8 protein-coding genes and 3 pseudogenes are annotated in these 14,438 nt (G+C 71.0%); 7 read left to right on the plus strand and 4 right to left on the minus strand.

The features are described 5' to 3' along the window. The first annotated feature begins 315 nt into the window (after positions 1–315). Positions 316–768 carry an SRPBCC family protein gene (locus ACFW22_RS19350; RefSeq protein ID WP_386405838.1) on the plus strand — a complete coding sequence of 151 codons (453 nt, stop codon included), beginning with the start codon at positions 316–318 and terminating at the stop codon, positions 766–768. On the opposite strand, the pseudogene ACFW22_RS19355 reads toward ACFW22_RS19350, so the two are convergent. Further along, positions 737–928 (minus strand): annotated as a pseudogene (locus ACFW22_RS19355) (hypothetical protein); the annotation flags it as partial. The gene ACFW22_RS19350 and the pseudogene ACFW22_RS19355 sit on opposite strands and share 32 nt — an antisense overlap. A gap of 906 nt (positions 929–1,834) precedes the next feature. Between ACFW22_RS19355 and ACFW22_RS19360 the strand changes: the two are divergent. From ACFW22_RS19360 to ACFW22_RS19370, 3 genes are all read left to right on the plus strand, one after another. Further along, complete coding sequence (locus ACFW22_RS19360; protein ID WP_386405841.1) at positions 1,835–2,677, plus strand: PP2C family protein-serine/threonine phosphatase; 843 nt, start codon at positions 1,835–1,837, stop codon at positions 2,675–2,677. A gap of 170 nt (positions 2,678–2,847) precedes the next feature. Beyond that, on the plus strand, positions 2,848–3,813 hold the full coding sequence (locus tag ACFW22_RS19365) for an MASE1 domain-containing protein (RefSeq protein WP_386405844.1): 966 nt from the start codon (positions 2,848–2,850) through the stop codon (positions 3,811–3,813). Positions 3,814–4,619: 806 nt separating this feature from the next. Continuing rightward, on the plus strand, positions 4,620–5,192 hold the full coding sequence (locus tag ACFW22_RS19370) for a hypothetical protein (RefSeq protein WP_386405847.1): 573 nt from the start codon (positions 4,620–4,622) through the stop codon (positions 5,190–5,192). Between the two features lie 345 nt (positions 5,193–5,537). Here the strand turns inward: ACFW22_RS19370 and ACFW22_RS19375 are convergent. From ACFW22_RS19375 to ACFW22_RS19385, 3 genes and pseudogenes are all read right to left on the minus strand, one after another. Next, positions 5,538–5,678: pseudogene (locus ACFW22_RS19375) on the minus strand (peptidoglycan bridge formation protein FemAB); the annotation flags it as partial. Positions 5,679–6,527: 849 nt separating this feature from the next. Then, entirely contained in the window at positions 6,528–8,243 is a 1,716-nt protein-coding gene (locus ACFW22_RS19380; RefSeq protein WP_386405849.1) for a lamin tail domain-containing protein, read from the minus strand. A gap of 427 nt (positions 8,244–8,670) precedes the next feature. Further along, the gene (locus tag ACFW22_RS19385) at positions 8,671–8,967 is read right to left on the minus strand and encodes a hypothetical protein (protein ID WP_386405852.1); all 297 of its coding nucleotides are present in this window, start codon (positions 8,965–8,967) and stop codon (positions 8,671–8,673) included. A 481-nt stretch (positions 8,968–9,448) separates the two neighbouring features. Here ACFW22_RS19385 and ACFW22_RS19390 point away from each other — a divergent pair, with 481 nt between their 5' ends. The 3 genes and pseudogenes from ACFW22_RS19390 to ACFW22_RS19400 form a co-directional block, all read left to right on the plus strand. Next, positions 9,449–11,815, plus strand: coding sequence for a PQQ-binding-like beta-propeller repeat protein (locus ACFW22_RS19390; RefSeq protein WP_386405855.1), 2,367 nt, complete (start codon positions 9,449–9,451; stop codon positions 11,813–11,815). Then, on the plus strand, positions 11,812–14,019 hold the full coding sequence (locus ACFW22_RS19395; RefSeq protein ID WP_386405858.1) for a PQQ-binding-like beta-propeller repeat protein: 2,208 nt from the start codon (positions 11,812–11,814) through the stop codon (positions 14,017–14,019). The genes ACFW22_RS19390 and ACFW22_RS19395 overlap by 4 nt, the downstream gene beginning before the upstream one ends. 242 nt (positions 14,020–14,261) lie before the next feature. Then, positions 14,262–14,421: pseudogene (locus ACFW22_RS19400) on the plus strand (winged helix-turn-helix domain-containing protein); the annotation flags it as partial. Positions 14,422–14,438 lie beyond the last annotated feature (17 nt).

The following is a 14,438-nucleotide window of genomic DNA, read 5'->3' on the forward strand; positions in this document are numbered from 1 at the left end:
CCTGCGCCCAGGGGTTGGCACGACAGCGCACGACCGGCCATGGACGAGGGCCCTGCAGCGTCACCGGCACGAACCGGGCGAGGCCACGACGCCGGCACTCCGAGGTGATCACGCAGAGGACGGCTGCGGTTCGGCACCGGAGTGCCTCCGGGAAGGCGCTCAGGGGTCCGACGCACCAGCGCCAACCATGCACCACCTCGTGGGACCTGACACCCGCCGTCCGACCCGTCCGAAGTGCGTGGGACGGGCGGGTCCTCCACTCTGGAGGGAACCCGCCCCTCGCGCCGGGCGGGTGCGACCCCGACGAGGAGCGGCATGTCCAGACAGTTCGAGGCGAGGGTCGACGTGGGCCGGGACATCGACGAGGTGTTCGTCTATCTCGCCGACGGGCGGAACGATCCGCGGTTCAGCCCGCGGGTGCTCCGGATAGACCGGGTCCCCGAATCTCCGACGGCCGTCGGTACGGTGTTCCGCAGCACGGTGAAGGACGCGGGGATGAAGACCTCGCGGGAGTTCCGCGTCACCGCCTTCGATCCGCCGCGGTCGATGCGCTGGGCCGAGGTGTCGAAGAACCTCGTGACGGTGAGTGAGGGCGGCTATGACCTGGAACCGCTGCCGGACGGCGGAACCCGGGTCCGCATCCACAACGTGCTGGAGGGCCACGGCCTCGGCAAGCTCATCGTGGGCCTGGCCCTGGGCGCGGCGCGCAAGGACGCGCCGGCCTTCGGAAAGCGCATCAAGGCAGCCGTCGAGGCGGACGTGCCCTAGACAAGAGCTCCTCACAAAGGCGTTGGACGTGTCGGTGGGTGATGAGGTGGGTGGCGAGGCCGAGGAAGGCATCGTGGATGCCTTCGCGTCGTGCCCGGCGGATGCGGAGGCGTCGGAAGCCGTGGAGCCGGGCGACGGTGCGTTCGACGACCCGGCGGTGGTGGATGCAACACCGGCTTACCTCATCGATAGACAGATCGTCGTTGGGGCTTCGGCGGGTGTCTTCCGACCGAGGCTCCTCCGGGGCCGACTGTTGAGCGTGGCAGCGACTGCCTCGACATCCTCAGCCGCCCGATATACGAGCAGGGCCTTCTCCGAAGCCTGCAGGCCGGCAGCGGTGCGACGGGGCATGAGTACGGTCAGGTCGAGCGCGGACAACGCTCTTGCGGAGTCCTTCAACGCGACCTTCGCACACGAGACGCTCCGGGGCCGAAGGAGCTGGCCCGACGAACGCCGTGGCCGGCTCCACGCCTTCCGACGTCTCAACCGCCACCACACCCGGCGCCGGCGTTCCCGCCCCGGACACCGCAGCCCCACCACCTACGAAGCCGTACTCGAAGCACCACCAACTACGCTGGCATCCGCCGCATCACCCGTGTTCAGGATTCGGGGGCGAGGCCCGCCGTCCTTCGCCCTCCGCCAGCCCCGTCTGCACCCCACCCCGTCGGCAGCAGGTTCTGCCGGGCGGACGTCACCGACATCACCCGGCGCCGAGGAGGACCGGCGCAGAACTCTTCGCGCCGGGGGACGGGGGTGTGGTTCGTGTTCATGCCTGGTGTCCTTGGGGCCGCCGGTGTCTTGCGAGTCGCGCGGCGTCGGCCTGCTCGGTCCGGACGCAGGTCAGGGGCGGGGCGATGCCTTCGCCCTCGCCGAACCGCTGCTCGTTGCCTGCGGTGCGGGGTGGCCCCGCTGGGATCCGCCGCGTTCTCCGCCGACGAGATGCGGACCCTGCCCCCTGCGGGCAGAGTAGGGAGGACCTGTTCGTACCGAGGTGGTCCCCTGTGGTGACGCATGCTGGAGACCGGGACGAAGTGATGCGAGGATTGTCGTGACGTCGGAGTGATCGATGTTCCGCAGACGACCGGCCGACAACAGCGAGGACCTTCTGGCCCGGCTCGGGTCACTGACCGCCAGGGCGCGGGAATTGGCCGAGACGCAGCGTTCCCGTGTCGAGCTCGCCGTGGCCCTGCAGCGCGGCATGCTGCCCTCGGACCTACCCAGTTTTCCTGGCGCCCGGCTGGCCGTCCGCTATGAGCCCGCCAACCACGGGCTCAACGTCGGCGGTGACTGGTACGACGCCTTCTCCCTGCCCGACGGGCAGATCGGCATGTCCATCGGTGACGTGCAGGGACACAACATCGAGGCCGCCGCCTTCATGGGACAGGTCCGCGTGGCACTGCGCGCGCTGGCCTCCGTCACCGGAGACCCGGGAGAGCTGCTCGGTCGCACCAACGACCTGCTCATCTCTCTGGGCGCCGACCTCTTCGCCACCTGCACCTTCCTGCGGCTCGACCCCGCTGCCGGCACCCTGGAGTGTGCCCGGGCCGGTCACATCCCCTACATCTGGGCCACCACCGACGGCCGCTCCGGCATCGACGACAGCGAGGGCGGGCCTCCTCTCGGTGTGCTGCACGGCGTCGACTACCCGGCCACGCGCCACCGGATCACCACCGGCGGTGTCTTCGTCCTCCTGACCGACGGGGTGGTGGAGGGGCCCTCGCTCCACATCGACGAGGGTCTGGACCGGGTGACGAGGCTCGCCGGGATCACCGCCGTCGCCGGACTGGACGTCGACGGGCTCGCCACCGCCGTCATGAAGCTGGCGGCCACGGTGGGGCACGAGGACGACGCGGCCGTCCTGGTCGTCGGCCATGACGGCGGTCCGGCCCGGCCGGCGGCCGAGGAATGAGGGGAGGGGCTCGCCTCGGGCCGGGTCGGTCCTCGGACCCGGCCCGGACCCATGCCGGACGGCGGCGCCCGACACGCAGGAGCCTTGCCCGCTCGTGGCGGCCCGGCCGGTGTCTGATGGGTGACGTGTTGGATATTCGGCAGTTCCGGTCCTCTACGGGGACGGCTCTGATGTCGCTGGCCGTGGCGGTTTGCTACTACGCGGCCGGACGACTCGGCCTGATGGGACACCTTGTCGTCGAAGGCGTGGTGGTCACCCCCATCTGGCCTCCCACCGGCGTCGCCGTCGCCGCCCTGCTGCTGCTCGGCGCGCGGGTCTGGCCCGGGATCGCCCTCGGCTCCTTCCTCGTCATCGCCTCCCTCACCACTCCGGGGCCCACCACAGTAGTCACCGTGGTCAGCAACACCGTCGCGCCGCTCTGTGCCTTCCTGCTGCTGAGGCGGGCCGGCTTCCGGCGCGACATGGCGCGGCTGCGGGACGGACTCTCCCTGGTCTTCCTCGGTGGGTTCGGCGCCATGATGATCAGCGCGACCGCGGGGGTCGGGCTGCAGGTGGCGAAGAGCTCCTTGGACAAGAGCGAGTTCTGGCCCGTCTGGCTGGCCTGGTGGGTGGGCGACACGATGGGGGTGCTGCTCGTCGCCCCGCTCATGCTCGTCCTCATGGGGCCGGCCGGACGGTTCCGGGTACGGCGCTGGAAGGAGGCGGCCTTTCTGGGGCTGACGACCCTGATCCTCATGCCCGTGGTCGTACTCAGCTCGATGAGCATGCTCTTCCTCGTCTTCCCCCTGCTGATCTGGGCAGCGCTCCGCTTCCAGCTCGCCGGAAGCATGCTGTGCGCGCTCTTCGCCTCCGTGCTCGCCACCTTCGGGGCGACCTCCGGACGGGGCGCGTTCCTCCACCTCACGGACGTCGAGATCATGGTCAAGCTCCAGGCGTTCAACGGTTCCGCCGCCCTGACCGCCCTGCTCCTCGCCTCCGTCATCACCGAGCAGCGTGCGACCCGCCGGTCGGTGCGCCGCGCCTGCCAGGAACTGGCGGAGGTCCTGGAACACCTCGCGGCGGGCGAGCCCTCACCGGATCCATCCGGCACCGCCGAGAGACGGGCGGCCCCACCCGGCGGGCACCGGAACCCGTGATCCCCGCGCCGGTGCCGGCGCAGGGATCAGGAGCCGTGTCCCAGGCGGAGGCCGCCCGTTGTCGGCCGGCCTCCCAGGCGGCAGCGGCCTGCCGCTCCCCCGCCGCCCACGCAGCCGCTGCCTGCCGCTTGGCGGGGCTTAGAGGTCCTCACAAAGGCGTTGGACGTGTCGGTGGGTGATGAGGCGGGTGGCGAGGCCGAGACTGCTTGTGGGCCCCGTCGAGCGGCCCTGACGTGGGAGGAGTCGATCACCGCCCGCGACCGGTCAAGCTTCCTCGCCGCTCGCAGCTTCTTCAGCAACACCAGGTGCAGCTGATACCACGCCGGCCTCGTTCCACGTGCCAGACGGCGCCAGCAGGTCGTCCCGGAGCTGGTCTCGATGGTCACGTCGTGTTCGCGGCGGGTGGTGTCGCGGCGGACGACCTCGCATCCGCCTTCGTCCAGGACGGCGACGGAGGCGAACCAGTCGAGGTCGTCCTGATCGGGCTGGATCACGACGAACGTGTTGCCCGAGTCGTTCGGACCAGCCCATGATCCTCCGGCTCGGTCCCGCCCCCTCCCGGGGGCTCCTTCTGCCCGGCCCCGTCCCGGCTGCCATCCGCCGCGTCAACTGGCCACAGGACACGTCGACGCCTCCGTGCCCGAAACCGTTCCGGCCGGCAGAGGTACACGTGGTGCCGCTTCCGTACCTTCGCCCAGGTGCACAAGATTCTCTTTTTGCCCCTGTCCGATATGCAACCTTCCCATGTTCCAGGTCGTCTGACTTGATATCGGAAGTCACGCGCAGGTGCGATCGAAGGGGGAATAATGCGACGTATCGGAGCGGTAGCGGCGGTGCTCGTGCTCGCGGCCGCCTCGCTGGGGACGGCGGCCAGTACCGTGGCAGCGGCCCCGGCCGGGGGCTCGCGCACGGCGACCTGCCCGACGGGTTGGGGCAGCGGCGCCAAGGGCGGTGCCGTCATGGGTGCCGACCATCTGAGAAGCATCAGGACCGGACAGCACGAGTGCTACGACCGCATCGTGTTTGACGTGCCCGGCGGCGGTGACCGCATCAGCTACCAGGTCCAGTACGTGGACCAGTTCTACGCCGACCCCTCGGGCCAGCACATACCGGTCGCCGGCGGAGCGGTCCTCGACATTCGCGTCGGCGCCTGGAGCTACGACCTCCAAGCCGGCACGCCGACCTACCCGGGCGAAGTGGGTGAGCCCCTGCCCGGTGTGAACATCAGCGGCTACAGCACCTTCCGGGACACTCGGTTCGGTGGCACCTTCGAGGGCCAGACCCAGGTCGGCCTCGGCGTACGCAACCGGCTGCCGTTCCGCGTGATCCAGCTGAACGACCGGGTCGTGGTCGACGTGGCCCACAGCTGGACGAGCTAGGCGGGGGACCGCAGGTGTGACCGGAGGTGGGAACCCCCGAAACCGATGATCTTCCATTCGCGCAGGTCAAGGGCAGCAGGCAAGCTCGTCCGCGCCGACGACGCCTCTTCCCCGCGCAGCAGCCGTGGGGAAGAGGTTCCTTCTCGCCCGGGGCCGGCGGCCAGGACGCGGCGCCAACGAACTCGGTGCCCTACGTTCCCGCCCGTTCGGTCCCGCGACCGCGTCTCCACCCGGGAGACCAGTGCGGCCAGGCGGAAAGGACTTCCCCATCGTGAGGTCAAGCCGCCCCCGTGGCGGGAGGCGAACCTTGGTAGCACTGTCCGTCAGCGCGAGGCTGCCGCAAGCTCAGCGTCGGGACGGGCAGAGGTCGAGGGCCTTGTGCAGAACCTTGCCGGGCGGAAAGTCCCACTCGCCGAGGTATTCGACGGCTTCGCCACCGGTGCCGGACTCGAACCGGAACAGTCCCAGCAGGTGCTTGCTCTCCTCCCGGGTCAAAACCCTCAAGAGGACGAGGTGCGACTGGGCCTCGTTCCGACTCCTCCGGCCCCGGGTCCTCACCCGACCATGACCTGGTCGGCAAACTTCTCGCCAGTCGTCGTCGTGCCGGGTACGTTCACCTCGTGTGCCACTACGCCGAAAAGTCCTACAAGCTGCACTACACGTGCGTGCCCTGCCGCATCGCGTTCAAGCGGCATCCAAAGCCCGGCGAGCACCGATGCCCCCGATGCTCCGAACCAATGGTCTGCGCCGGCCACGACTTCGCGACCCCACGGCGCCGGGACGCCAAGGCATGGACCGTCGTTGCTGCGGTACTGAACGCCGGACTGCGCTACGAGGGCCGTGAACCCTGCGGCTGCGGCAAGAAACCCACGTTCCGCCCGCGTACCCGAGCTCAGCTGCGCGCACGTCGAATCGCAGCAACCCGAACCGGCATCTCCCTCGCCGAAATGCTGGGACGCGCAGATCCCCAGGCACCCGCATGACCCGACAGAGCGGTCCACGAGCGGCGCACGGCCGGCCGCCTCGCCCACAAGATCATTCACGCAACTGCGGTCAGCACCCTGAAAACGGCCACCCGGGACTCGGATGTTGGCCAGACCTGCTCATCGTGGCTCCCCACCTGAGTGCCGGGCCCGGCCACGATGTGGGAGCAGGTCGAGGCGGTTGTTCCCGCCCCGAGCCACCGGCGATCTGGCTGCGGGCGCCCGGCTCGGGGAGGGGGTGCGCGAATCTTCCCCGAGCCGGGCTCGTTGAGCAGCGTGGGCCGATCACCCACGCTCGGTGAGGAGCGTGGACGGCTGTCAGATCAGCCGGTCCGCGCCGGCGGTTCCGGGCTCAGTACGCGGTTCCGTCGGCGTGCTGGCCGGGCGAGCGGGACAGTGAGCTAATGGTGTTGTGCTTGACCCAGCTGCCGGTCGCCGAGCCGTCGGGGCTTCGGTTGATGGACACGCCGTCGGAGTTCGCCTGGCTTGAGGTGTAGGTCATCGACTGGACCGTCGCTCCGGCCGAGTCCCGAAGGATGACCTGGTCGCCGCTGTTGGACAGGCTGAGGCCGCCGGTGCTGGCTGCCACCGCCGCGATGCCGCCGGGGATCGCGGAGCTCGCGCCGAAGACGGTGATCGCCTTGCCGGGCTGCAGCGTCGTGCCGGCGGCGAACGCGTGCCGCACCGCCGACCCGTCCCGGACGGTCCAGCCGGTGATGTCGATGGCCGTGCCGCCGGTGTTCACGATCTCGACGGCCTCGCCGGCGGTGCTGCTGCCCGGTTCGTTGGCCAGCACCTCGTTGATGATGACGTTGGCGGGTCCGCCGCCGGCGGTGACGGTGATGTTCTGGGTCGTGGTGTGGGTGGCCCCGTCGTTGTCGGTCACGGTCAGCGAGACCGGGTAGGTTCCGGCCGATGCGTAGGTCGCGGTCGGGTTCGTCGCGGTCGAGGTCTGGCCGTTGCCGAAGTTCCAGCTGCGGCTCACGATGGTGCCGTCGGAGTCGCTGCTGGCGTCGGTGAAGGTGCAGTCGAGAGCGGTGCAGGAGTGTGTGTACGACGCCGTGGGCGGCTGGTTCGCGCCGCTGCCACTGATGACGAAGTCGTAGCGGGCCAGCACCGGGTAGTGGTCGCTGGTCGTCGCCGCGTAGTTCGGGACGTACGCCTGGGGCTGGAAGGCGGTCGCCGAGCCGGCGACGTACTTGGCCTGCACCTCGTTGGTGGTGAGCTGGTGGTCGATGAAGTCCGGGTAGCCGGTCGTCGACGCCACGCCCGCCAGCGACAGGGCACGCGTCGGGAACGTGTAGCGCGCCGAGTCGTTCACGAAGTCGGCGTAGGGCGAAGGTTGCCCGGAAACGATGGAGGTGTCGACGTCGTCGTTCCAGTCACCGATGACGAAGACGTTCTGCGTGGGGTAGGTCGCGTCGAGGTAGGACTTGAGGGCCTGCGACGCGGGGTTGCGCCGGTTCCACGCGTCCTGGGTGGCCCCGGCCTTCGCGTGCAGGACGATGAAGACGAGGTCGCGGGTGACACCGTCGAACGTGCCGCGCAACGTGAACTCCACCGGCGGGCGCCCGGCGAAGTTGCTGTTCTGGTCGGTCAGGATGACCTTCGCACTCACCAGGGTGGCCATGCTGGAGCGCCAGACGAGGGCGACCTTCTGCTCGGTGTTGCCGAAGTCCGAGTAGTACTGCGCGCCGTTCGTCACGACCGGGTCGTTGGCCACGACCCCGGTGTACCCGGGCATGCCGGCCACGAGGGTGTCGAACGCCGAGGTGCTGACGACCTCGGACAGGCCCCAGACGTCCATGTCGGCGCCCGCCATGACGTCGCGGACGTTCTGCTGCTGAAGCGCCTCGTCGGTCGGGCCGAAGTCCGGCGCACCGAACCACTCGACGTTCCAGTTGCCGACGTCGAGTTGTGTCGGCGATCCCTGCGACGGAACCGAGGCGGCGGCGTTCGCCGCGGGGGCGGTGGTGAGCGTTGCCAGCGTCACGGCGGCGGCCAGGCAGGCGGCACCGAGCGCGGCGGTACGGCGGGGGCGCCTGGCAGGTATGCGACAAGATGACATGAGGGTGCCTTTCGCGAGCGGTTGCGGACGGTTCGCGGAGCACCGCACCGGGGGTGTGTGGGGGACACGCCGTGGCGGCAAGGAAGTTCTAGGCGGGACAGGTTGCACACGGGGAACCGAAAGGTTTCCTCCGCACGTCACTTCTACGCGCGTTGCGCAGTGTGCACCGACCGTCGGACACTGCGCCATACCCCGTACACGCCCCATCCGTTGAACGGCGTTCCACGCGGCCCGGGGTCGACGCTCCGTGCCCGGCCACGGCTTGACCCCCGCCTGCCGCGCGGCAGGCTGGCGCCGGCTTTCGTTCCGACGGTCGGCCCCCGTCGCCTTGACGGGCTGGAGGGGGCCGAACGATCAAGGGACGGGCGACCCATGACCCTCGCTCGCCGAGATCCCGATCTTCTTCAACGGACAACCACCTGGGGGATCAGAAGAGGGCCTGGCCGCTTTCGTGGCTGTGGCGGACGTTTCGTGATGGATCGGCCCAGACGTGTTCTCGGCGCCTGCAGATGAGAGTGCTCGATGAGGGGAAATCCGCTGGTGGCGAGCTGACGTGCTGGGTGACGCTGCCGTTGTGATCGAACGGAATGACGCGATACGCATCGTTGAGGGACACCTGGAGCGTGGCCATCAGGCGCGGGTTGCCGCTGGGGTCGAGCCGTTCCCGCGCAACGTGATCGTTAGCGTGGTCGAGCACGAGCCGGCCTGAAAGGTCCGTGTCCAATCCGAGGAGTATGCGCGAACGCGCAATGCGGCCGCGCTGGAGCCGCGATGTTGATGGGACGCGGTCCACATCCGGTCGAGCGGGCCGTCCGGGGTGGGGCAGGGGCCGCCCGGCGGCGGGCGGGGCGGTGGGCACCCCCGTAGCAGGCTCCGGCTGTCGGTGGTGGCCGGAAGGCTGAGCCCCGTGGGCAGGGATGCTGCTTGTTGACGGCCGGGCCTACGGCGCCGACCACGAGCAACCGGGCCTGGCGAGGTCCGCGCCTCCTCGTACGTGACGGGATGTGCGCGGCGCCTGGCGGGTTTTCGGCATGCCGGCACACAGGGGCGGTTGGCGTGATCCCGTTGATTGACGTGGCGTCAACTACGCGGAACCTTAGGCTGAGTTGGTGACGTCTGCTGCCGCAGTGCGGCAACGCGACTTGTGGGGGGACTGGGGGATGAGCGTGCAGCAACCGGGCAGTGGCGGGACAGGGCCGGAGGACGTGACCATTGCGCTGCCGGCCACCATCGGACCGTACGTGGTGATGCGGGAGCTCGGCAGCGGCGGAATGGGCGTCGTGTCACTGGGCCGGATGGCGTCGGGGCGACTGGTCGCGGTCAAACAGGTGCGTGAGGAGTACGCGGACGACCCCGTCTTCCGCAGCCGCTTCCGGCGTGAGGTGGCCGCGGCCCGCCGGGTCAGCGGCGTCTACACGGTGCCGGTCGTGGACGCCGACACCGAGGGCCCGCGCCCGTGGGTCGCCACCGCGTACGTGCCGGCCCCCTCGCTCGACCGGGCCGTCCGGCTCTGCGGCAGCTTCCAGGAGCCGGCGCTGCGGGCGCTGGGCACCGCCCTCGCGGAGGCGCTCCAGGTCATCCACGCGGCGGGGGTGGTGCACCGCGACGTCAAGCCGGGCAACGTCCTGCTCTCTGCGGACGGCCCTCGGGTGATCGACTTCGGCATCAGCAAGGCCCTGGACTCCGGCGAGACCCGGCTGACCGGCACCGGCACCGTGATCGGCTCCCCCGCCTTCATGGCACCCGAGCAGATCGCCTCCTCCCATGACGTGGGGCCGGAGGCGGACGTGTTCGCGCTTGCCGGTGTGTTGGTCTACGCGGCCTGCGGCGAGGGCCCGTTCGGCCCGGGGGACGAGGGCACGCTGCACCGCGTTCTGACTGCCGAGCCCGATCTGCACGGCGTACCGCGGGCCCTGCACCCGCTGCTCTCCCACTGCCTGGACAAGACCCCGTCTCGGCGGCCCCGCCTCGCGGAGGTCCTAGCCGCACTGGCACCCGCCGCCCCGGCGGACCTCCAGGTCCCGGCGCTGCGCGAGGAGTGGGCACGCCGGGCGAAGGAGGCGGAACTGCTCGCGGTGGCCCCGCCGCCGCCCGGGACGTCACCCGACGGCCCGCAGCCGACGCGTCCCGGCCGCCGCAGGTTCCTCATCGGCTCGCTCGCCGCACTCGGCGTCGTGGCCGCCGGTTCGGCGGCCACGGCGTACCTGGCAGGCGGCTCCGAAGACCCCCCGAACTCCGCAGGTTCCCCCCCGGCGGGGGACAGCGGGAAGCCGCTGGGGCGCAGGGTCACCACCGTCACGCTCACCGACCCGCCCGAGCCGCTGTGGTCGACGCCGCTGCCGATCGTCGTCACGACGCCGAAGCTGCACGCCTACGAAGGAACCCTGCTCCTCGACGAGGGCGGATACGCGGCCGTGGCCCTCGACCCGGCACAGGGCACGGTGCGCTGGCAGCACGGCGGACTCGGCAGGAAGGCCGGGGCCGGCTCCCCCGGGTCGGAGCCCCTCGGGAGCGGAGCAAGGGTCGTCGGCCCTGTCGCAGGAGGCGTCCTGGTCTCGGGCATGAGCACCGACCCCGGCTCCGCCGGGCAGTTCTACGCGGCGGTCGCCGACCCGGCCACCGGCCGGACGGGGTCCACGGCGTCCCTGGACAAGACGGTCAGTCTCAGCATGCTGCTCGCGACGCACGGGACTGTGGCGTACTGCACGGTCGCGAGCTTCGGGGGAGGCATCGGGCTGCCCTCGCCCGGCCAGAAGCCGACGTTCGACTACTCCCAGAAGATCGCCGCCATCGAGTTGGACAGCGGGAAGATCCGCTGGCAGAAAGACCTCACCTCCGATTCGATCTTCGGCATGGGCTTCGCCGCCGACCAGCACGGCTTCTACTACGCCGAGGGCACCAACGAGGGCCTGACCCTCCACGCCCTGACCGCGGCCGACGGAAGGTCCCGGTGGTCCGTCAAGGTGCCCGCCGATCCCGACAGCAGCTTTCCGGCGGCCATGCAGGCCGGCGGCGGCCAGCTCGTCTCCTCGCTCACCGCGGCCGGTGACCTGCTCCTTGCGGTGAATGTCAAAGGAGGGCTGACCGCGCACGACGCGAAGACCGGGACCCGGCGCTGGTCGGTGCCGATGACCGCGGCCTCCGCCCCGAGCGTGGTCGGCGACCTGGTGCTCACCAGCGACACCACCCAGGTGCACGCCATCGAACTGCGGACCGGAAAGGTGCGTTGGCGCATCGCGAGTCCGGTCAACCTCGCCCCGTCCATCGGCTTCGGTCCCACGCTCGCCGCCACCGAGGACGTCACCGCGGTCCTGTTCACCCCCTTGCAGATGAACGCGAAGGGCGGCGTCACCACGGACGCGAAGAGGGGCGCCCTGGTGCTGCGCACCTCCGACGGAAAGCAGCTGTGGGCGCTCCGGGAGAATCCGGCGTCCGCGCCCTCCGCCACGCCCTCCGGCATCGGCAGCGGGGTGCCCGCGGGATACGAGGTGTGGGGCATCGCCGCCCACGGCAGCACCGTGTTCCTCGCGCAGAGCGGCCGGGTCCGGGCCTACCGGGCCGACACGAGGTGACCACGCCACCGGCGGCCGATCCCCGACGTCCCTCCTCCATCGGCCCGTTCAAGGTGGTCCGGCTGCTCGGCTCCGGCGGCATGGGCCGGGTGTACCTGGCGGCGACCCGGGCCGGACGTCCGGTGGCCGTGAAGGTCGTACGGGAGAGCTACGCCCAGGACCCGCGCTTCCGGGAGCGGTTCCGGGTGGAGACCGAGGCGGCGCTGAGGGTCAGCGGTGCCTTCACCGCGCCCGTACTGGCCGCCGATCCCGACGCCGCACAGCCCTGGCTGGCGACGGCCTACCTGCCGGCGCCCTCCCTGAGCCAGGCGGTGAGCGCGCACGGGCCGATGCCGGAGGCGACGGTACGCACGCTGGCCACGGGCCTCGCGGAGGCGCTGACCGCCATCCACGCGGCGGGCCTGGTCCACCGCGACCTGAAGCCGTCCAACATCCTGCTCACCGACGACGGCCCCCGGGTCATCGACTTCGGCATCGCCCGCTCGGTGGGCGGCGAGAAGCTCACCGGTACCGGCCAGATCCTCGGCACCGCGGGCTATCTGCCGCCCGAGCAGATAGCCGGGCGGACCACCACCGCAGCCGGCGACGTCTTCTCGCTCGGCGCCACCCTGGTCTTCGCCGCCACCGGGCGGGGCGCCTTCGGCGAGAGCGGACTGCACATCCTCCTGTACCGCACCACGTACGAGGAACCCGACCTGTCCGCGACCCCCGGGGCCCTGCGCCCGGCACTCGCCGCCTGCCTGGCGAAGGAGCCCTGGAACCGCCCCGAGGTCCCGGACCTGGCCGAGCTGTTCGGTGCCCCGCGGCCGCCGGGCACCGGCTGGCTTCCGCGGGACGTGGAGCAGGAGGTGCGGCGCCGCGAGCAGGACATGCGGGAGACCATAGCCCCGCTCGCCCTGGCCGCACGCCGGGGAAGACGCCGGTTCCTCGCGGTGGCGGGCGGCACCATCACGGCGGCACTCACCGGCGGTTGGCTCCTGAGCCGCGGGAAGTCCGCCCGCACCGCTGCCGCGCCGAAGCCGCTGTGGCGCGCGGCCCTCCCCGAAGGGTTCACCCACGTACGGCGGGTGGGCAACGGGCGGCTGCTCGTCACCAGCGGGGACGGCGCCGGCGCGGCCGTACTCGACCCGGGCACCGGCACGGTGAAGTGGCAGCGCCCGCCGTACGGCAACGCCGCCACCACCTCGGCCGGGAACACCGTATACGTCATCGAGATCGACGGCGCCCTGCACGCCCGGGACATGCAGACCGGCAAACAGCGCTGGCAGTTCACTCCGCCCGGCAACCCGCAACCCGACGCCACCGACCTCACCACGTACCCCGGCGACGAGGGCTGGGTGTACGTCACCTCGCAGCAGACCGGCGAGGTGTACGCCCTCGACCCGGCCGGCAGGACCCGCTGGCACCGCGCGGCACCGCGGGCCATCGTCCATGCCCTCGGCCGGGTGGTGCTCTGCGTGACCAGGGAGGAGGGCGGCACGGACACCCGCCGCTCGGTCCGCGCCGTCGACGCCCGCACCGGCGAGCAGCTGTGGACGTACGCCCCGGCCGTCTACGGTCTGGGTCCGAACCCCAGCACTCGCCTCGCACTCGCCCTGCGCCACGACACGGCCGATCTCCTCGCGCTGCGCGTGTCCGACGGCCGCGTCCTGTGGACGGCGCCGACCGGCCTGAACCCCGGCCAAGGCATCCAGAACGTCTCCCTGGCCACCACCGCCCGGCTCAGCGCCGACGGCCGCACCGCGTTCTTCCAGCAGAGTCTCGCGAGCGGCAGGTTCGCCGCGCTGAACACCGCCGACGGCAAGACCCGCTGGCGCGGGAACTCCCAGAACCTCCAGCAGCTCGTCCCATTGGGCAGGACCCTCTTCACCGCCCCCGCACCGCCGGTCGGCACCGACCTCACCGGCGTTCACGGCCCCCTCACGGCCTACGACCTCGCCACCGGCACCCGCCAGTGGCAGACCCCCGAGCTCGGCGAGGGCCTCCACCAGGTCCTGCGCACCTTCGGGGGACTCGTCCTGCTCGGCGTCAGCGGCGGCGCCGCCCCGGGCCTGTACGGCCATGCGCTCGCCGACGGAAAGCAGGTGTGGAAAAGGGCGTACGAGGTGGACGTGCTGTCGCAGCCCTGGTCCGCGGTGAGCTCCGGGGACCGGCTCTGGGTGGCCAACGCGACCGAGATCATGGGCTTCGAGGCGGGCTCCTGACACAAGCCGGGCCCCGGACCCGGCTCACTCCACGGGCACCGGTTTCGCCGGGGCAACGAGGCGGTCGTCCCCTACGCCGACCACCTCGTCCGCATTCCGGCCACGCCGACCCTGTTGCCACCGCTGGTGGGGCCGCCCGCCCGGATCTCCTGGATGTTGGACACGATCTTGTCGTACAGCCGGTGTTGTCGACGTCCTCACCGAGCACGCGCGCCCTGGCGAGGAAGGCTCGGTGGAGCCGACGGCCGGCCGTGCTCGAGCACGTCCCCGTGCGACCTGGGCCTTTCCGGTCAGCTGTGGACACGGGCCCTGATAGACCCACTGGTCTCCAAGCTGTACGGGGCCCGCTTCACCGAGCCCGGGGTGGGCAAGTACCTCAAGCGGTGGGGTCTGAGCCTCCGGTGACCTGGTGGGAACGG

The sequence above is a fragment of the Streptomyces sp. NPDC058872 genome, assembly GCF_042743065.1.
GTDB lineage: Bacteria > Actinomycetota > Actinomycetes > Streptomycetales > Streptomycetaceae > Streptomyces.

Coding starts and splice junctions, on each gene's coding strand:
- ACFW22_RS19350 (WP_386405838.1), top strand. CDS start 316: ATGTCCAGACAGTTCGAGGCGAGGGTCGACGTGGGCCGGGACATCGAC.
- ACFW22_RS19360 (WP_386405841.1), top strand. CDS start 1,835: ATGTTCCGCAGACGACCGGCCGACAACAGCGAGGACCTTCTGGCCCGG.
- ACFW22_RS19365 (WP_386405844.1), top strand. CDS start 2,848: ATGTCGCTGGCCGTGGCGGTTTGCTACTACGCGGCCGGACGACTCGGC.
- ACFW22_RS19370 (WP_386405847.1), top strand. CDS start 4,620: ATGCGACGTATCGGAGCGGTAGCGGCGGTGCTCGTGCTCGCGGCCGCC.
- ACFW22_RS19380 (WP_386405849.1), bottom strand. CDS start 8,243: ATGTCATCTTGTCGCATACCTGCCAGGCGCCCCCGCCGTACCGCCGCG.